This is a genomic window from Pseudomonas sp. GL_091, assembly GCF_057837725.1.
Map to the genome: position 1 here is coordinate 6,710,945 of NZ_CM174451.1, position 17,893 is coordinate 6,728,837.

Sequence of the window (17,893 nt, forward strand, 5' to 3'; positions counted from 1 at the left end):
TATCGTTAACGACCATCGCGAGCAAGCTCGCTCCTACAGAAGATCGCGGTGGTCGTGAAACCACCGCGTCGTGCTTAGTCTTCCAGCAGCTCTTCAGCCTGACCCAGGATGTTTTCCAGGGTGAAGCCGAATTCTTCGAACAAGGCCGGCGCAGGCGCCGACTCGCCGTAGGTGGTCATGCCGATCACGCGGCCTTCCAGGCCCACGTACTTGTACCAGTAGTCCGCATGGGAAGCCTCGATGGCGATACGGGCGCTGACCTGCAACGGCAGGACCGATTGCTTGTAGCCGGCTTCCTGGGCATCGAACACGCTGGTGCACGGCATGGAAACCACACGCACCTTGCGGCCCTGCTCGGTCAGTTTGTCGAAGGCCTGAACGGCCAGACCGACTTCCGAACCGGTGGCGATCAGGATCAGCTCCGGCTCGCCTGCACAGTCCTTGAGCACATAGCCACCACGGCTGATGTCGGCGATCTGGCCAGCGTCACGGGTTTGGTGCTGCAGGTTCTGCCGGGAGAAGATCAGGGCCGAAGGACCGTCCTTGCGCTCCAGTGCATACTTCCAGCTCACTGCCGATTCAACGGCATCCGCCGGACGCCAGGTATCGAGGTTCGGCGTGCAGCGCAGGCTGGCCAGTTGCTCGATTGGCTGGTGAGTCGGGCCGTCTTCGCCCAGACCGATGGAGTCGTGGGTGTAGACGTGGATCACACGCTGCTTCATCAGGGCCGACATGCGCACCGCGTTGCGGGCGTATTCCATGAACATCAGGAAGGTCGCGCCGTAAGGCACCAGGCCACCGTGCAGGGCGACGCCGTTCATGATCGCGGTCATGCCGAACTCGCGCACGCCGTAGTACATGTAGTTGCCGCTGGCGTCTTCGGCGGTGACGCCTTTGCAACCTTTCCACAGGGTCAGGTTGGAACCGGCCAGGTCAGCCGAACCGCCGAGGAACTCAGGCAGCAACGGGCCGAATGCGTTCAGGGCATTCTGGCTGGCTTTGCGGCTGGCAATGGTTTCGCCCTTGGCGGCCACTTCGGCGATGTAGGCCGAGGCTTTTTCCGAGAAGTCAGCCGGCAGATCGCCACTCAGACGACGTACCAGTTCGCTGGCTTCGGCAGGGAATGCTGCGGAGTAGGCAGCGAAACGCTGGTCCCACTCGGCTTCCACGGCTTTACCTGCTTCCTTGGCGTCCCACTCGGCGTAGATATCGGCCGGGATTTCGAACGGGCCGTGATTCCATTTCAGCGCCGCACGGGTCAGGGCGATTTCCGCGTCACCCAGCGGGGCGCCGTGGCAGTCTTCCTTGCCTTGCTTGTTCGGGGAACCGAAGCCGATCGTGGTCTTGCAGCAGATCAGGGTTGGCTGCGCGCTCTTGCGGGCCGTCTCGATCGCCGTCTTGATCTCTTCCGGATCGTGACCGTCGACATTGCGGATCACTTGCCAGTTGTAGGACTCAAAACGCTTCGGCGTGTCGTCGGTGAACCAGCCTTCGACTTCGCCATCGATGGAGATGCCGTTGTCATCGTAGAAGGCGATCAGCTTGCCCAGGCCCAGGGTACCGGCCAGGGAAGCGACTTCGTGGGAAATGCCTTCCATCATGCAGCCATCACCCAGGAACACATAGGTGTGGTGGTCGACGATGTTGTGGCCAGGACGGTTGAACTGCGCTGCCATGACTTTTTCAGCCAGGGCAAAACCCACGGCGTTGGCCAGGCCTTGGCCCAGTGGACCGGTGGTGGTTTCTACGCCCGGGGTGTAGCCGAGTTCCGGGTGGCCCGGGGTGCGGCTGTGCAGTTGACGGAACTGCTTCAGGTCGTCGATCGACAGGTCGTAGCCGGTCAGGTGCAGCAGCGAGTAGATCAACATCGAGCCGTGGCCGTTGGACAGCACGAAGCGGTCACGGTCGGCGAACGATGGATTGCTCGGGTTGTGCTTGAGGTAGTCGCGCCAAAGTACCTCGGCGATATCCGCCATACCCATCGGGGCACCGGGATGGCCGCTGTTGGCTTTTTGCACGGCATCCATGCTGAGGGCACGAATGGCGTTGGCACGCTCACGACGGCTAGGCATCGCTGTTCTCCTGGGGGCTTGAATAAAACGAAACGGAAAAAAGGCGAGCATTTTCCCTCACCGGGACGCCTCGGGGCAATGACAGATAGTCATCTGAAGGCGTTTTTCCAATGGATAACGACGGTTTCGCTTGATGAAACCTTTCCGCCGTCCGTTTGTTGACTGAAGCTAACGTTAAGAAGTGCCATCTATCGAGCAATATCAAAACTTTTTGATATTGCTCTTGCGATGCCTTCGACCCGTGACTAGACTGCCGGCCTTATGAATTTACGCGTGCCATCCATTCAACATGACGATTGCGATGAGCTGGCAGCCTTGTGCAAGGCTGGCGGCGATCCCCTGCGGTTGAATGTCTTGCGCGCACTGGCCAACGACTCGTTCGGCGTACTGGAACTGGCACAGATCTTCGGCATCGGCCAGTCAGGCATGAGCCACCACCTCAAGGTACTGGCCCAGGCCGACCTGGTGGCGACGCGCCGCGAAGGCAATGCGATTTTCTACCGTCGCGCCCTGCCCCACACCGAACTGCTGGGCGGAAAATTGCACGCAGCCCTGCTCGAAGAAGTGGACAACCTGACGCTGCCGACTGACGTACAGTCGCGCATCACCCAGGTCCATGGGCAACGGGCGGCCGCCAGCCAGGACTTTTTCTCGCGAGTGGCGGAGAAGTTTCGCGCCCAGCAAGACTTGATCGCCGGCCTGCCGCAATACCGCGAAAGCGTGGTGGCCCTGCTCGACAAGCTGAGCTTCGACAAAGACGCCACGGCCATTGAAGTCGGCCCCGGCGATGGCGCATTCCTGCCGGAACTGGCGCGCCGCTTCGCGCAAGTCACGGCGCTGGATAACAGCAGCGCGATGCTTGAGTTGGCACGCCAGGTCTGCGAACGCGACAAGCTGACTAACGTTAGCCTGCAACTGGCCGATGCATTGAACGGCGTCAGCCTCAAGGCCGATTGCGTGGTACTGAACATGGTGCTGCACCATTTTGCCGCGCCGGCCGATGCGCTCAAGCACATGGCCAATTTGCTGCAACCAGGCGGTAGCCTGTTAGTGACAGAGTTATGTAGCCACAACCAGAGTTGGGCCAAGGAGGCCTGCGGTGATCTCTGGCTGGGGTTTGAACAGGACGATCTGGCCCGTTGGGCCACCGCTGCGGGACTCGTTCCCGGGGAAAGCCTCTATGTAGGCTTACGTAATGGTTTCCAGATCCAGGTCCGCCATTTTCAGCGGCCGGCTGGCGACACTCACCATCGGTAATTTCAGGAAAACATCGAGATGAGCGAATACTCCCTTTTCACCTCCGAGTCCGTGTCTGAAGGGCATCCGGACAAAATCGCCGACCAGATTTCTGATGCGGTGCTGGACGCCATCATTGCTGAAGACAAGTTCGCCCGTGTGGCGTGCGAGACTCTGGTGAAAACGGGCGTGGCGATCATCGCCGGCGAAGTCACCACTTCCGCCTGGGTTGACCTGGAGCAGATCGTTCGTGACGTGATCACCAACATCGGCTACACCAGCTCCGACGTCGGCTTCGACGGCGCGACCTGCGGCGTGATGAACATCATCGGCAAGCAGTCCCCGGACATCAACCAGGGTGTCGACCGTGCCAAGCCTGAAGATCAGGGCGCCGGCGACCAGGGCCTGATGTTCGGCTACGCCAGCAATGAAACCGACGTGTTGATGCCTGCACCGATCACTTTCTCGCACCAGCTGGTACAGCGCCAGGCCGAAGCCCGTAAATCCGGCCTGCTGCCTTGGCTGCGCCCGGACGCCAAATCGCAAGTGACCTGCCGTTACGAAAACGGCAAGGTTGTCGGCATCGACGCTGTCGTTCTGTCGACCCAGCACAACCCGGAAGTGTCGTACAACGACCTGCGCGAAGGCGTGATGGAGCTGATCGTCAAGCACGTGCTGCCTGCCGAACTGCTGAGCAAGGACACCCAGTTCCACATCAACCCGACTGGCCAGTTCATCATTGGCGGCCCGGTGGGTGACTGCGGTCTGACCGGTCGCAAGATCATCGTCGACAGCTACGGCGGCATGGCCCGTCACGGCGGCGGCGCGTTCTCCGGCAAGGATCCATCGAAGGTTGACCGTTCGGCGGCCTACGCCGGTCGTTACGTGGCCAAGAACATCGTTGCCGCCGGCCTGGCCGAGCGCTGCGAGATTCAGGTGTCCTACGCCATCGGCGTTGCCCAGCCGACTTCGATCTCGCTGAACACCTTCGGCACCGGCAAGATCAGTGACGACAAGATCGTCAAACTGGTCCGCGAAGTGTTCGATCTGCGTCCATACGCGATCACCACCATGCTCGACCTGCTGCACCCGATGTATCAGGAAACCGCTGCGTACGGCCACTTCGGTCGCACCCCGGCGACCAAGACCGTTGGTGACGACACCTTCACCACGTTCACCTGGGAAAAAACCGACCGCGCCGACGCTCTCCGTTCTGCTGCCGGCCTGTAAGATTCCCCCGCAACACCCGAAGCCCCGCACGGTTCGCGCCCTGCGGGGCTTTTTATTGCCTTGCGCTTGAGACCGCGTAGCCTGCTCGCGAAGAAGCCAGCTTAGCCACCGGAAATGCCCGGCAAAATACCCCCTCTCCGCGCCACCCCATACTGACCTAGCCTTCAAGCACCTCACCGAGCAAGGACGCTCAAGATGCTTCCCGACCTGCGCCTGTTTTTTGCCGCTCTACTGACCTTTACCTGTCTGACCGCCAGTGCCGCCGAGTGCCCGGACTGGCCACCCGAACTCGCCCTGATTGAAGTCAACAAACTGCAACAGCAAATCGACTTCTGGGACGACAGCTATCACCGTCGGGGACGCTCACTGGTCGCCGATGAACTCTACGACCAGTCCCGCGCGCAACTCATCCAATGGCGCCACTGCTTCAACCTGAGCCCGTCCGCAGATCCCTTGCGCACTGCGCGCGGCACGCTGCCCCACCCCATCGCCCACACCGGCCTGGACAAACTGCACGATCGGCCCGCCGTGGAAAAATGGCTGCGTGACCGGGTGGACGTCTGGGTCCAGCCTAAAATCGATGGCGTGGCGGTGACCCTGGTTTACCGCAACGGTCTGCTGGTTCAGGCAATCAGCCGCGGCGACGGCGAGAGCGGTCAGGACTGGACGGTTCCGGCACGGCAGATTCCGGCCATCCCGCAACGGCTATCGCAGGCCCGGGACTTGATCGTGCAAGGCGAACTGTATTGGCGCCTGACCGATCACGTGCAGGCCCGGGCCGGCAGCCTCAATGCTCGTGCCTCGGTGGCAGGCCTGATGGCGCGCAAGGTGTTGAGCACCGAGCAGGCCGCCGGCATCGGCCTGTTTGTCTGGGACTGGCCCCAAGGGCCTGCGAGCGTGTCCGCACGTGCCGCGGCGCTGACTGCGCTGGGCTTCCCGAGTACCACGGCATACAGCCAGCCCATCGCCTCCGTCGTCGATGCCGAACGCTGGCGCGAATACTGGTATCGCTCTCCTCTGCCCTTTGCCAGCGACGGCATCGTCCTGCGTCAGAACCAGCGCCCGGCCGCTGAGCGCTGGCAGGCCAGGTCACCCTACTGGGCCATCGCCTGGAAATACCCCTTCGCCCAGGCACTGGCCGAAGTCCGCCAGGTTCACTTCAGGATCGGCCGGACCGGGCGGATCACCCCGGTTCTTGAACTGACCCCGGTGAAGCTCGATGACCGGCAGATCAAACACGTCAGCGTCAGTTCGTTGCAACGCTGGCAGGCGCTGGACATACGCCCGGGTGATCAGGTCGCCATCAGCCTGGCCGGGCTGACCATTCCCAGGCTCGATAGCGTTGTATTGCGCAGCAGCGAACGCGCCGAATTGAACGTGCCGGTGGCAGAGGACTTTCATTCATTGAGTTGCTGGCAACCGACTCCGGGCTGCGAGAGCCAGTTTCTCGCGCGCCTGACCTGGCTCAGCAGCAAACAGGGTCTGGCGCTGCCCCATGTGGGTCCGGGGACTTGGGAAAAACTTCTTGCAACAGGTCGCCTGAACGGTCTGCTGGATTGGTTGACCCTCGATGCCCAAGAGCTTGCTACCATTGACGGTTTCGGCGAGCGCAGTGCGGCTCGCCTTGCCGACAGTTTCAATCAAGCCCGGCAACGCCCGTTCGCGCACTGGCTGAAAGCCCTGGGATTGCCGCCGACAGGTCAGGCGCATCTCGGCGATGCATGGCAGGCACTGGCGCAGCGAGACCTCGAACAATGGCGGGCCGAGGCCGATGTCGGGCCAGGGCGCGCGGCGCAACTGAACGCTTTTTTCCGCGATCCGCAGGTCTTGGCCTTGAGTGAAACGTTACGTGATGCGGGAATTGACGGCTTTTAGCTGCCGGCCCTGCGCCCACCGGGAACCCCAGGGGACCGCTGGGCTCCAACAAGCCATCGCCACACCGGCCCGCTTGCTTTCCTACATGGAGCTTTTATGAAATTTTTTTCACCGCTCGCCCTGTTGACCCTTTGCAGCGTGCTGGCCACCCCGTTGATGGCGGACGAGGAAGCGCCGGGGCTGACCGGTTGCGCCGCCAAGAAGCAAGGTATCGTCAACCAGATCGAATTGGCCAAGGTCCACGGCAACGCCGACCAGCAGGCAGGCCTGGAAAAGGCCCTGAGCGAAGTCGAAGCGAACTGCACCGACGCCTCACTGAAGAAGGAACGGGAAAACAAGGTGCTCGACGCCAGGCACGAAGTCAGCAAGCGTCAGGCGGACCTCGACAAGGCCATGAGCAAAGGCGACTCCGAAAAGATCAACAAGCGCAAAGACAAACTCGCCGATGCCCGCAAGGAATTGCAGAACGCATTGGATGAGCTGGATAAATAAGAACGGATAACGAACAAAGATCTTTGGTGTTGCCGAAGCAGCCTGCTCGCGAAGACGTCAGGCCGGGCACCGCTGGGTTAATGATCCCGAAACGCCTTATGACATGCACTGCAAGCATCTTCGACTTTCTGCACCGCAGGCCCCAGGTTGCTGGCCTTGTAGGGTTGAACCTGGCTGGCGATCACCAATTCACCGGTGGCGCTTTCAAGGTCACGGGCCATTGCCTGAAAGCGTGTCTGCTGCTCCCAGACATCGCTCTTGGCGCTGGTGTGATCTTCCTCGCGCACTTGCGGAAAATGCTGCCACGGCTCACGGGACAACGCATCGAGTTTCACCGCGCCTTCGGCGAACTTCGGGCCATCGAACGCAATGCGTCCACGCAACATGCCGCCCAGGTCTTCGCCAGTATTGAGCATCTGCTTGAAAATGGCCTTGCGCTGGCCGAGCGGCGAGTTGGGGTCGATGCCGCCACAAGCGGACAACGTCAGGCAGGCCAGCAATACAACAGAAAGTCTTTTAAGAGTCATGGTGGCTTCAGGTCACGGGAAACGGCGGCCAGTATCCTCGCGTCATCGGCAAAGACCAATAGCCCTATTATCAACAAGGGTTGTTTGAACGCATGGAGCGCTCAGGCAACCGGCAAAGGAATCACTCCATGAACAGCCGTTTCAAGGCATGGCGTCACAGCCTGGCCTGGACCCTGCCGATAGTGGCCCTGCTCGCAGGCTGCACCGGTGGTGACAACCAACAACCGAAAACCCACGCCCTGGCCACCTACTCCAGTGCCACATGGGAAGCGCTGCCGGCGGTGTCCGACAGTGACCTCGTCGCCGGTTTCGGTTCGTGGCGCAGCGCCTGCACCCGACTCAAGGCCGACCCGGTCTGGGGGGGCACCTGCGCCGCGGCTGCCAACGTGCCGCAAACCGCCAGCGACATTCGCGGGTTTCTCAAACAGAACCTCGATGTCTATGGCCTGCGCGCCGCCAACGACAGCCCCAACGGCTTGATCACCGGCTACTACGAACCGGTCTATCCCGGGAGCCTGACCCAGACCAGCGCTGCCAGTGTCCCGGTCTATGGCGTCCCCGAAGACATGATCATCGTCGCCCTCGACAGCATTTACCCGGAACTCAAGGGCAAACGCCTGCGCGGTCGACTCGAAGGTCGCGTGCTCAAGCCGTACGACGATGCGGCAGCCATTGAAACCAAAGGGGTCAAGGCGCCGGTCGTGGCCTGGCTGACCGATCCGATGAACCTGCAGTTCCTGCAAATCCAGGGTTCGGGTCGTATCCAGCTCGACAATGGTCGCCAGTTGCGTATTGCCTACGCCGATCAGAACGGCCATCCGTATCGACCGATCGGCCGCTGGCTGGTGGAACAGGGCGAGCTGAAAAAAGAAGACGTGACCATGGGCGCCATCAGCACCTGGGCCAAGGCCAATCCGTCGCGGATTCCCGAACTGCTCGGCAGCAACCCCAGCTATGTGTTCTTCACCCGCAACCCGGACAGCAACGAAGGTCCGCGCGGCTCGCTGAACGTACCGTTGACCGCCGGTTACAGCGCGGCGGTGGATCGCAAGGTGATTCCGCTGGGCAGCCTGTTGTGGCTGTCCACCACCAAACCGGACGGCACAGCCCTGGTTCGCCCCGTGGCAGCACAGGACACCGGTGGCGCCATTGCCGGCGAGGTTCGGGCGGATCTGTTCTGGGGCACCGGCGATGCGGCCGGGCAACTGGCCGGGGACATGAAACAGCAGGGACAGATCTGGATGCTCTGGCCCAAAGGTGCGACGTTGCCGCAAGTGCCGCAGGTGGCGGATGCCGAGAAGACAAAACCCTGAGGACAGTGTTGTCCGCTAGATGGCCATCGCGAGCAGGCTCGCTCCTACATTGGAACGCACACTCCTGTGGGAGCGAGCTTGCTCGCGATGAGGCCGGCAAAAACCCTGAAGATCTGTCAGACCGACACCACAAAAAAACTCACGATCAACGCCATCCCCACGAACCACACCAGCGACCGCAGCGTCGCCCAGTCCGCCAGGTAGCAAATGATGTAGAGCAGGCGGCTGGTAATGAACAACACCGACAGCACATTGATCGTCACCAGTTCGGCATTGCCGGCCAGGTGCGCCACGATCACCGCCGCGGCGAACGCCGGGGTCACTTCAAAACTGTTCAGTTGCGCCGCGTGCGCCCGTCTGCCCAAGCCTTCCAGAGAGTCGAGAAAGTCCCGAGGGTCATGATTGTCTTTCAGCCTGAACCCGCCACTGATCTTGGCTACCCACGTACACACATACGGCAGGAAAATCGCAATCAAAATGCACCACAGAGCAACCGTCATTACGCAGTCCCTTCTTCAAGTTGTAGAAAATCGAATCCATCAACGGTGATCAAAACTTCATCACCAGTATGCCGATAATCACAAGGCTACAGGCGAGTAGCCGTGGCCCGCCAAAAGGTTCTTTCAGGTAACGCATGCCAAACAGCACCACCAGGATCACACTGATCTCGCGCAGCGCTGCGGCCTCGGCAATCGAACCCAATTGCATCGCCCACAGCACCAGAGCGTAGCTGAACAACACGCAGAACCCGACGGCCAGGCCCAGTCGCCACTGCTCACGCCAGAACAACATGAACGCGGGCCGTTTGCGCACCAACGCCAACAGCGGAAACGGCCAGGCACTGAGCAAGGTGACCCAGATCAGGTAATCCAGTGGATGGGACCAGCGCCGTAATGCCTGCCCGTCGATGTAGGTGTAGCAACCGATGCACAGGCCGATCAACGCCACCACCGGTAGCATCGACCATGGAAGGCGCGCTCCGCCGCCGCCCTGCCAGAGCAGGCACAGCATGCCGAACGGGATCAGCAGGATTCCGAAGATCTGCTGATGGGTCAGCACCTCCCCGGCAAAGATCAGTGTCAGCGCCAACACCACCAACGGTGACAGGCCGCGCATCAACGGGTAAACCAGCCCGAGGTCGCCGACCCGATAGGCCTGGATCAGCAAATAGCGATAGAGCAACTCGAACGCCGCCGATGCCAGGATCCATGGCCAGATCTCCAGCGGCGGCACGCTCAGGAACGGCAACATCAGCACGACAAAGAGCAGCGCCACGCTGTCCATGCAGGCCACCACCAACAACCGCTCCGCGCTGAACTTGATCAGGGTATTCCACGCCGCATGCAACAGCGCCGCCACCAACACCAACGCCGTCGCAAGCACGGCCTACTCCTTTTGTTGTCTCCACGATTCAGGGGCGCAGAGAATTGGTTCGCCATATGTCAGTGGCTGTTTATACTGCAAGCGACCACGCCGCACTCAGTTGCGCACAGACTAATTCCTATAAAAATTCTGCCCGGCCCGCTCTCGTCGAGAACGGTCGTCGGCCTGCGTATGCCTGATCACAGCGTCAAGACTACCGACAGAGACCTTGCACATGCCACTCGCTTTGCTTGCCCTCGCTGTTGCCGCCTTCGGCATCGGCACCACTGAATTCGTCATCATGGGTCTTTTGCCCGATGTCGCCCTCGACCTCAGTGTGAGCATTCCCGATGCCGGATTGCTGATCACCGGCTACGCCCTGGGCGTGGTGTTCGGCGCCCCCATCCTCGCCGTCGGCACCGCCAACATGCCGCGCAAAGCCACCCTGCTGGGCATGACACTGATGTTCATCCTCGGCAACATGCTCTGCGCGCTGGCGCCTAACTACGCTACGCTGATGGCCGCGCGCGTGATCACGGCACTGTGCCACGGCGCATTTTTCGGCATCGGCTCGGTGGTGGCTGCCGGGCTGGTGGCACCCAACAAACGGGCTCAGGCGATTGCCATGATGTTCACCGGCCTGACCTTGGCCAACGTGCTCGGCGTGCCACTGGGCACCGCACTCGGGCAATACGCAGGTTGGCGCTCGACCTTCTGGGCGGTGTCGGTGATCGGGGTTCTGGCCGCGATTGCGCAATGGGTCTGGCTGCCGAAAAACATTGCGATGGATAAAGCCAACCTGGCCAGCGAGTTCAAGGTACTGGGCAAGGCCAATGTATTGCTGGCCCTGGGCATGAGTGTGCTGGCCTCGACCAGCCTGTTCAGTGTGTTCACTTACATTGCGCCGATCCTGCAGGACATCACCGGCGTCAGCCCCCACGGCGTCACCATCATGCTGCTGTTGTTCGGCGTTGGCTTGACCGCCGGCAGCATGCTCGGTGGTCGTCTGGCGGACAGCCGCTTGCTGCCTTCGCTGGTGGGCATGGCGCTGGCGGTGCTGGTGGTGCTGGCGGCATTCACGCAAACCAGCCATTCGGTGATCCCGGCGGCAATCACACTGGTGTTGTGGGGAACGTTTGCCTTCGCCCTGTGCCCGATCCTGCAACTGCTGATCATCGATCAGGCCCACGAGGCGCCGAACCTGGGTTCAACCTTGAACCAGAGCGCCTTCAACCTCGGTAACGCCGCCGGGGCCTGGATCGGCGGCCTGGTGGTGGCCAGCGGCGCGGACCTTGCGGACTTGCCGTGGACCGGTGCACTGGTCAGCGGGCTGACCGTATTGACTGCACTGTTCTTCATCTATCGCCAGCGTCGCGGTGCGACTGCGCTTGATTTGGTGGGCTGAGCATCACCTTGATTGTATGCCGCATTCGCGAGCAGGATCGCTCCCACAGGTACAGCGCCGTCCATGTGGGAGCGAGCCTGCTCGCGATGGGAACACCACCGATCTCACTGCCCGGCGTCATCGTCCTTGAACTGATCCTTGACGTACTTGATCTCTGTCCGACCATGAGGTGCCGGAAAGCCGTCTTCACCGAGGTTCACGAACACCATTTTTTCAACGGTGAGGATGCTCTTGCGGGTGATCTTGTTGCGCACTTCACACGTCAGGGTGATCGAGGTGCGGCCGAACTCGGTCGCCGTGATGCCCAGTTCGATGATGTCGCCCTGGCGCGAGGCGCTGACGAAGTTGATTTCGGAAATGTACTTGGTGACCACACGCTGGTTGCCCAACTGGACGATGGCATAGATCGCCGCCTCTTCGTCGATCCAGCGCAGAAGGCTACCGCCGAACAGCGTGCCGTTGGGGTTGAGGTCTTCGGGTTTTACCCATTTGCGGGTGTGGAAGTTCATGTTCACTCCTGAGCGTCTTGCCGAATGATGCTGACCATCATGGCAGAGCCCGACCTAGAGCTCTATTGAGCATCGTCTATGGTCTCGATTACCGTTCGGACATTGACCGACAGAAACGCTTTGGAAGATCAGCATAGCCCGCTATAATCGCCACCGTTTCAAAACGGTAACCTCTACTTGATACCGTTTTCCCGCCACCTGTCCGAGGGGCGCTGCAGCAGGTTCGACCTGTCAGGCTCGGATGGGGCGTTGCCTGGCCTTCACTGGCCGGACACTAAACGCACAACGGCGCCCATTCGCATACATTACGAATGGAGGCTCTTCATGAGCGCTGTTATCACGCCTGCAGATTTTAACGATTACAAAGTCGCCGACATGTCCCTGGCTGCCTGGGGCCGTCGCGAGACCATCATCGCCGAATCCGAAATGCCAGCCCTGATGGGTCTGCGTCGCAAATACTCCGAAGAGCAACCGCTCAAGGGCGCGAAGATCCTCGGCTGCATCCACATGACCATTCAGACTGCCGTGCTGATCGAAACCCTGGTTGCCCTGGGTGCCGAAGTGCGCTGGTCGTCCTGCAACATTTTCTCGACTCAGGATCAGGCCGCCGCGTCCATCGCCGCTGCCGGCATCCCGGTTTTCGCCTGGAAAGGCGAGACTGAACAAGAGTACGAGTGGTGCCTGGAGCAAACCATCCTCAAGGATGGCCAGCCATGGGACGCCAACATGATCCTCGACGACGGCGGCGACCTGACCGAGCTGCTGCACAAGAAGTACCCACAGGTTCTGGACCGCGTTCACGGCGTGACCGAAGAAACCACCACCGGCGTTCACCGCCTGCTGGACATGCTGGCCAAGGGCGAGCTGAAAATCCCGGCCATCAACGTCAACGACTCGGTGACCAAGAGCAAGAACGACAACAAGTACGGCTGCCGTCACAGCCTGAACGATGCGATCAAGCGCGGCACCGACCACCTGCTGTCCGGCAAGCAAGCGCTGGTCATCGGCTACGGCGACGTGGGCAAGGGCTCCGCTCAGTCCCTGCGTCAGGAAGGCATGATCGTCAAGGTTTCCGAAGTCGACCCGATCTGCGCCATGCAAGCCTGCATGGACGGTTTCGAACTGGTTTCGCCGTTCATCGACGGTATCAACAACGGTACCGAAGCAAGCATCGACAAGGCGCTGCTGGGCAAGATCGACCTGATCGTGACCACCACCGGCAACGTCAATGTTTGCGACTCGAACATGCTCAAAGCCCTGAAGAAGCGTGCTGTTGTCTGCAACATCGGCCACTTCGACAACGAAATCGACACTGCTTTCATGCGCAAGAACTGGGCATGGGAAGAAGTGAAGCCTCAGGTTCACAAGATCCACCGTACCGGCGCTGGCGATTTCGACCCGCAGAACGACGACTACCTGATCCTGCTGGCCGAAGGCCGTCTGGTTAACCTGGGTAACGCAACCGGCCACCCGAGCCGCATCATGGACGGTTCGTTCGCCAACCAGGTTCTGGCTCAGATCTTCCTGTTCGGCCAGAAGTACGCCGACCTGTCGCCAGCCCAGAAAGCCGAGCGCCTGACCGTTGAAGTACTGCCGAAGAAACTCGACGAAGAAGTGGCCCTGGAAATGGTCCGCGGCTTCGGCGGCGTTGTGACTCAACTGACCAAGACCCAGGCCGACTACATCGGCGTGACCGTCGAAGGTCCGTTCAAGCCGCACGCTTATCGCTACTGATCGGTCGGCTCTTCCTGTGTAGGAGCGAGCTTGCTCGCGATGGACGTTAACGAAAACGCGCGCTATCAGGCTAAACGCGTTGCCCTGACGTTTTTCGCGAGCAAGCTCGCTCCTACAGAGGCCAGCGCCCGCCTTACGCGTTTTCAAGGGTATTCCCATGTCCCAAGATCGTCGCTACAGCTTCGAGTTCTTCCCTACGAAGACCGATGCTGGGCAAGAAAAGCTGCTCGCCACTGCTCGCCAGCTGGCCGCCTACAACCCCGATTTCTTCTCCTGCACCTACGGCGCCGGCGGTTCGACCCGTGATCGCACGCTGAACACCGTGTTGCAGCTCGAAAGCGAAGTCAAAATCCCTGCCGCTCCGCACCTGTCCTGCGTGGGCGATAGCAAAGCTGACCTGCGCGGCCTGCTGGCCCAGTACAAGGCTGCCGGCATCAAGCGTATCGTCGCCCTGCGCGGTGACCTGCCTTCGGGCATGGGCATGGCCAGCGGTGAAATGCGCCACGCCAACGACCTGGTTGAATTCATTCGTGAAGAAACCGGTGATCATTTCCACATCGAAGTCGCCGCTTACCCGGAAATGCATCCGCAAGCGCGCAATTTCGAAGACGATGTTGCCAACTTCGTGCGCAAGGCCAACGCTGGCGCCAACAGTGCGATCACCCAGTACTTTTTCAACGCCGACTGCTACTTCTACTTCGTGGAACGCGTGCGGGCGTTGGGCGTGAACATCCCGATCGTGCCGGGCATCATGCCGATCACCAACTACAGCAAGCTGGCGCGCTTCTCCGATGCCTGCGGTGCGGAAATCCCGCGCTGGATCCGCAAGCAACTGGAAGCCTACGGCGACGACACCCAGAGCATTCAGCGCTTTGGCGAACAGGTCATCACCGAGATGTGCGAACAACTGCTGCAGGGTGGCGCTCCAGGGCTGCACTTCTACACACTGAATCAGGCTGAAGCGAGCCTGGCGGTGTGGAACAACCTGAAGTTGCCACGTTGAAGCAGCTGCAAGTTTCAAGCTGAAAGCTACAAGCAAGATCAAAGGATCGCATTCTTCGGCAGCTCCTGTAGGAGCTTTCTCAGGCTGCGATCTTTTGCTTTCAACGCACTATTAATGTGCGGCAACCCACGGAGTTAGAGCATCTGCGGTCAGTTTCTGGCTCTTTCCGGTTTCTCGTCGTAATCTCAAGCCCATGCCTTTGATCACGCAGTTAGTCGCCGCGCTTGTCTTCACTTGCCTGAGCTTCGCCGCCCGGGGCGAGAAGCTGCGCATTGTCACGGAGCCGTGGGCGCCTTATGTGTACGAAGACAACGGCAAATCCCTGGGCCTGGACTACGAAACCACCGCCATTGTCTTCCAGCGCCTGGGCATCGAAGTGGAGTGGCAGTTCCTGCCATGGAAACGCTGCCTGTCGATGCTTGAATCGGGCCAGGCCGATGGCGCGCTGGACATCTTCCACAGCGACGAGCGTGATGCGACCCTGCTCTACCCCAGCGAACCACTGTCTGAAGTCCAGTTCGTGATGTTCTACGCCAATGAACGGCCCCATCCGTTTCGCACCCTCGATGACTTGCAAGGCCTGACCATCGGCACCTCGCCGGGTTACCTGTACAGCAAGGATTTCAGCGATTCGACGCTGTTCACCCGCGAGCCGGCCCCCACCCATGAAGCCAACTTCGGCAAACTGGTACGCGGGCGGATTGACCTGCTGATCACCGACCGCCGGGTCGGCCAGCATTTGCTCGACGAGCTGGGCATCCGCGACAAGATCACCGAAAATCCCACGATCATCAGCCAGCAAAGCCAGTTTCTCGCGGTGCGGCGCAATGCGGGCATGGATCTGCTGGTGCAGCGTTTCGGCGCCGAACTCAAACGCTTCAAGCGCGAGCCCGCCTACGCTGAACTGAGTGCCCGCTACGGCGCGGAACCGGCAGCCAACGTGAAGACTGAAAAGACCACGGCTGCCACGGAAAAAACCGTTGAGCAGCAGGAAAGCGGCGCGCAGTGATTGCTCTGTTATACTCCGGCCTTCCCGCCAGGCTCACGCCCGGACGCTCGGAATCGTTAAAGGCATCTCAACCCCGCTACTGCGCAGCTTTCAGCCCGCGCGAGCGCTTGAAGACGAGCCTTCGAGACCCAGCAGGACCGGACGGGATTGCGTCCTCTTAAACGCCATTCGCGCCAGGCAAGACTCCCATTGGGCCAAGCCCTAACTTAAAACAGGATTACTCATGTCCTTTGCTTCCCTCGGTCTCTCCGAGGCTTTAGTCCGCGCCATCGAGGCAGCGGGCTATACCGAGCCTACTCCGGTGCAACAGCGGGCCATTCCCGCCGTGTTGCAAGGTCGCGACCTGATGGTCGCGGCACAGACAGGTACTGGTAAAACCGGCGGTTTCGCCCTTCCGATCCTGGAGCGGTTGTTCCCCAACGGTCACCCGGACAAATCCCAGCGTCACGGCCCGCGCCAGCCGCGCGTACTGGTCCTGACCCCGACTCGCGAACTCGCCGCGCAAGTGCATGAAAGCTTCAAGGTCTATGCCCGTGACCTGAAGTTCGTCAGCGCCTGTATCTTCGGCGGTGTCGGCATGAACCCGCAGGTTCAGGCCATGTCCCGTGGCGTAGACGTGCTGGTGGCCTGCCCTGGCCGCCTGCTCGACCTGGCCGGCCAAGGCAGCGTCGATCTGTCCCACGTGGAAATCCTCGTGCTGGACGAAGCCGACCGCATGCTCGACATGGGCTTCGTCCATGACGTGAAAAAGGTCCTGGCCCGTCTGCCGGCCAAACGCCAGAACCTGTTGTTCTCGGCGACCTTCTCCAAGGACATCACCGACCTCGCCGGCAAGCTGCTGCACAACCCGGAACGCATCGAAGTCACGCCGCCGAACACCACGGTCGAGCGTATCGAACAGCGCGTATTCCGCCTGCCGGCCAGCCACAAGCGTTCGCTGCTGGCGCACCTGATCACCGCTGGCGCCTGGGAACAGGTACTGGTGTTCACCCGCACCAAGCACGGCGCCAACCGCTTGGCCGAGTACCTGGACAAGCATGGCCTGAGCGCCGTCGCGATCCACGGCAACAAGAGCCAGAACGCCCGCACCAAAGCCCTGGCCGACTTCAAGGCTGGCACCGTGCGCATCCTGGTTGCCACCGACATCGCCGCTCGCGGCCTGGACATCGACCAGTTGCCACACGTGGTCAACTTCGAGCTGCCGAACGTCGATGAAGACTACGTGCACCGCATCGGCCGTACCGGCCGTGCCGGTCGTTCGGGCGAGGCGATTTCGCTGGTAGCCCCGGACGAAGAAAAACTGCTGAAAAGCATCGAACGCATGACCAGGCAGAAAATCGCCGACGGCGACCTGATGGGCTTCGATGCCAGCGCCGTGGAAGCCGAAAAACCTGAAGTGCGCGAGCGTCCGGACATGCGTAACCCACGCAATCCACGTGGCCCGCGCGGCGACGGCCCGAACGGCAGCGGTGGCGGCGGCGGTCGCAAGGACAAAGGCAAGGACAAGGGCAAGGAAAAACCGGCCGGCGAACGCGGCGAGCGCCCTGCCCGTCAGCAAAAGCCTCGCGAAGGTACTCCGGCCCGTGAACAGCGTCAGCCGAGCCAAGCACCACGCGCCGCCGCTGACCGTGCCCCGGACGAGTTCCTGGACGACGATATCGATAACTTCGGTAACCGCGTCGACTACGTGCCTCAGCAGAAACCTGCTCAAGGCCGTGGTCGCCGTCCGGGTGCTCCGGCACAAGGCACCGCGGCAAGCTCGGGCGCTCCGCGCTCCGGCAAACCACAAGGTCGCCAGAACGGTCCTCGCAACAGCGATGGCGCCAGCACCGGCACTCCACCGGCCAAGCGCAATGGCCCTCGCAGTGGCGCACCGCGCGACGGCCAGGCCCGCCGCGAAGACTCGCGCAATCGCCGCCCGGCCCGTGACGACCAGCCGCTTTCGGAACCTGCCGTACAGAACCCGCGCGGTCCCGCGCCAAAGATCATGCACAAGGAGTCGAAGGCTGACCGCTTCCCGACACCTGAGCAGCTGGATCAACTGCCAAGCCGCCCTCGTGGTGAGAAACCAGCGCTGCTGACCCGCAATCGCTGAGTTATCGCTGCAATGAAAATGCCCCGGTTCG

General features: G+C 61.1%; 15 protein-coding genes and 1 riboswitch. Of the genes, 10 read left to right on the forward strand and 5 right to left on the reverse strand.

Annotated features, from left to right (window positions below; all coding sequences use genetic code 11):
* Positions 1–74: 74 nt before the first annotated feature.
* Positions 75–2,072, reverse strand: coding sequence for a transketolase (gene tkt / locus AC3ITY_RS30615; protein WP_489306603.1), 1,998 nt, complete (start codon positions 2,070–2,072; stop codon positions 75–77).
* A 261-nt stretch (positions 2,073–2,333) separates the two neighbouring features.
* Between tkt and AC3ITY_RS30620 the strand changes: the two genes are divergently transcribed.
* The 4 genes from AC3ITY_RS30620 (at position 2,334) to AC3ITY_RS30635 (ending at position 6,905) form a co-directional block, all read left to right on the forward strand.
* Positions 2,334–3,329, forward strand: a complete 996-nt coding sequence (locus tag AC3ITY_RS30620) for an ArsR/SmtB family transcription factor (protein ID WP_046039312.1) — start codon at positions 2,334–2,336, stop codon at positions 3,327–3,329.
* 18 nt (positions 3,330–3,347) lie between these two features.
* On the forward strand, positions 3,348–4,538 hold the full coding sequence (metK, locus tag AC3ITY_RS30625; protein ID WP_008050251.1) for a methionine adenosyltransferase: 1,191 nt from the start codon (positions 3,348–3,350) through the stop codon (positions 4,536–4,538).
* A 195-nt stretch (positions 4,539–4,733) separates the two neighbouring features.
* Positions 4,734–6,413: an NAD-dependent DNA ligase LigB gene (ligB, locus tag AC3ITY_RS30630; RefSeq protein WP_489306605.1), complete on the forward strand. Its 1,680-nt coding sequence runs from the start codon at positions 4,734–4,736 to the stop codon at positions 6,411–6,413.
* A 96-nt stretch (positions 6,414–6,509) separates the two neighbouring features.
* Positions 6,510–6,905, forward strand: coding sequence for a DUF1090 domain-containing protein (locus AC3ITY_RS30635; RefSeq protein ID WP_489306607.1), 396 nt, complete (start codon positions 6,510–6,512; stop codon positions 6,903–6,905).
* 77 nt (positions 6,906–6,982) lie between these two features.
* On the opposite strand, the gene AC3ITY_RS30640 is transcribed toward AC3ITY_RS30635, so the two are convergent.
* Positions 6,983–7,432 (reverse strand): c-type cytochrome, encoded by a 450-nt coding sequence (locus AC3ITY_RS30640; protein ID WP_150755131.1) that lies wholly within the window; start codon positions 7,430–7,432, stop codon positions 6,983–6,985.
* A gap of 128 nt (positions 7,433–7,560) precedes the next feature.
* Between AC3ITY_RS30640 and mltA the strand changes: the two genes are divergently transcribed.
* Positions 7,561–8,745, forward strand: a complete 1,185-nt coding sequence (gene mltA, locus AC3ITY_RS30645) for a murein transglycosylase A (RefSeq protein ID WP_489306609.1) — start codon at positions 7,561–7,563, stop codon at positions 8,743–8,745.
* Between the two features lie 116 nt (positions 8,746–8,861).
* Here the strand turns inward: mltA and AC3ITY_RS30650 are convergent, their stop codons facing one another.
* On the reverse strand, positions 8,862–9,245 hold the full coding sequence (locus tag AC3ITY_RS30650; RefSeq protein WP_489306611.1) for an MAPEG family protein: 384 nt from the start codon (positions 9,243–9,245) through the stop codon (positions 8,862–8,864).
* Between the two features lie 49 nt (positions 9,246–9,294).
* Complete coding sequence (locus AC3ITY_RS30655) at positions 9,295–10,128, reverse strand: EamA family transporter (protein ID WP_489306612.1); 834 nt, start codon at positions 10,126–10,128, stop codon at positions 9,295–9,297.
* A gap of 214 nt (positions 10,129–10,342) precedes the next feature.
* Here AC3ITY_RS30655 and AC3ITY_RS30660 point away from each other — a divergent pair, with 214 nt between their 5' ends.
* On the forward strand, positions 10,343–11,512 hold the full coding sequence (locus tag AC3ITY_RS30660; RefSeq protein WP_489306614.1) for an MFS transporter: 1,170 nt from the start codon (positions 10,343–10,345) through the stop codon (positions 11,510–11,512).
* Between the two features lie 104 nt (positions 11,513–11,616).
* On the opposite strand, the gene AC3ITY_RS30665 is transcribed toward AC3ITY_RS30660, so the two are convergent.
* Positions 11,617–12,021 (reverse strand): acyl-CoA thioesterase, encoded by a 405-nt coding sequence (locus AC3ITY_RS30665; protein WP_489306615.1) that lies wholly within the window; start codon positions 12,019–12,021, stop codon positions 11,617–11,619.
* 198 nt (positions 12,022–12,219) lie between these two features.
* A riboswitch (S-adenosyl-L-homocysteine riboswitch) is annotated at positions 12,220–12,322 on the forward strand.
* 23 nt (positions 12,323–12,345) lie between these two features.
* Here AC3ITY_RS30665 and ahcY point away from each other — a divergent pair.
* The 4 genes from ahcY to rhlE2 all read left to right on the forward strand — a co-directional run bounded on the left by ahcY (position 12,346) and on the right by rhlE2 (position 17,862).
* The gene (ahcY, locus tag AC3ITY_RS30670; RefSeq protein WP_489306617.1) at positions 12,346–13,755 is read left to right on the forward strand and encodes an adenosylhomocysteinase; all 1,410 of its coding nucleotides are present in this window, start codon (positions 12,346–12,348) and stop codon (positions 13,753–13,755) included.
* A 157-nt stretch (positions 13,756–13,912) separates the two neighbouring features.
* Complete coding sequence (gene metF / locus AC3ITY_RS30675; RefSeq protein ID WP_489306619.1) at positions 13,913–14,758, forward strand: methylenetetrahydrofolate reductase [NAD(P)H]; 846 nt, start codon at positions 13,913–13,915, stop codon at positions 14,756–14,758.
* Positions 14,759–14,951: 193 nt separating this feature from the next.
* Positions 14,952–15,767, forward strand: a complete 816-nt coding sequence (locus AC3ITY_RS30680) for a substrate-binding periplasmic protein (RefSeq protein ID WP_489306621.1) — start codon at positions 14,952–14,954, stop codon at positions 15,765–15,767.
* Positions 15,768–15,990: 223 nt separating this feature from the next.
* Positions 15,991–17,862 (forward strand): RNA helicase RhlE2, encoded by a 1,872-nt coding sequence (gene rhlE2 / locus AC3ITY_RS30685; RefSeq protein WP_489306622.1) that lies wholly within the window; start codon positions 15,991–15,993, stop codon positions 17,860–17,862.
* Positions 17,863–17,893 lie beyond the last annotated feature (31 nt).

Coding starts and splice junctions, on each gene's coding strand:
- AC3ITY_RS30660 (WP_489306614.1), top strand. CDS start 10,343: ATGCCACTCGCTTTGCTTGCCCTCGCTGTTGCCGCCTTCGGCATCGGC.
- AC3ITY_RS30620 (WP_046039312.1), top strand. CDS start 2,334: ATGAATTTACGCGTGCCATCCATTCAACATGACGATTGCGATGAGCTG.
- metF (WP_489306619.1), top strand. CDS start 13,913: ATGTCCCAAGATCGTCGCTACAGCTTCGAGTTCTTCCCTACGAAGACC.
- AC3ITY_RS30640 (WP_150755131.1), bottom strand. CDS start 7,432: ATGACTCTTAAAAGACTTTCTGTTGTATTGCTGGCCTGCCTGACGTTG.
- mltA (WP_489306609.1), top strand. CDS start 7,561: ATGAACAGCCGTTTCAAGGCATGGCGTCACAGCCTGGCCTGGACCCTG.
- AC3ITY_RS30650 (WP_489306611.1), bottom strand. CDS start 9,245: ATGACGGTTGCTCTGTGGTGCATTTTGATTGCGATTTTCCTGCCGTAT.
- ligB (WP_489306605.1), top strand. CDS start 4,734: ATGCTTCCCGACCTGCGCCTGTTTTTTGCCGCTCTACTGACCTTTACC.
- AC3ITY_RS30680 (WP_489306621.1), top strand. CDS start 14,952: ATGCCTTTGATCACGCAGTTAGTCGCCGCGCTTGTCTTCACTTGCCTG.
- AC3ITY_RS30665 (WP_489306615.1), bottom strand. CDS start 12,021: ATGAACTTCCACACCCGCAAATGGGTAAAACCCGAAGACCTCAACCCC.
- rhlE2 (WP_489306622.1), top strand. CDS start 15,991: ATGTCCTTTGCTTCCCTCGGTCTCTCCGAGGCTTTAGTCCGCGCCATC.
- AC3ITY_RS30635 (WP_489306607.1), top strand. CDS start 6,510: ATGAAATTTTTTTCACCGCTCGCCCTGTTGACCCTTTGCAGCGTGCTG.
- metK (WP_008050251.1), top strand. CDS start 3,348: ATGAGCGAATACTCCCTTTTCACCTCCGAGTCCGTGTCTGAAGGGCAT.
- ahcY (WP_489306617.1), top strand. CDS start 12,346: ATGAGCGCTGTTATCACGCCTGCAGATTTTAACGATTACAAAGTCGCC.
- tkt (WP_489306603.1), bottom strand. CDS start 2,072: ATGCCTAGCCGTCGTGAGCGTGCCAACGCCATTCGTGCCCTCAGCATG.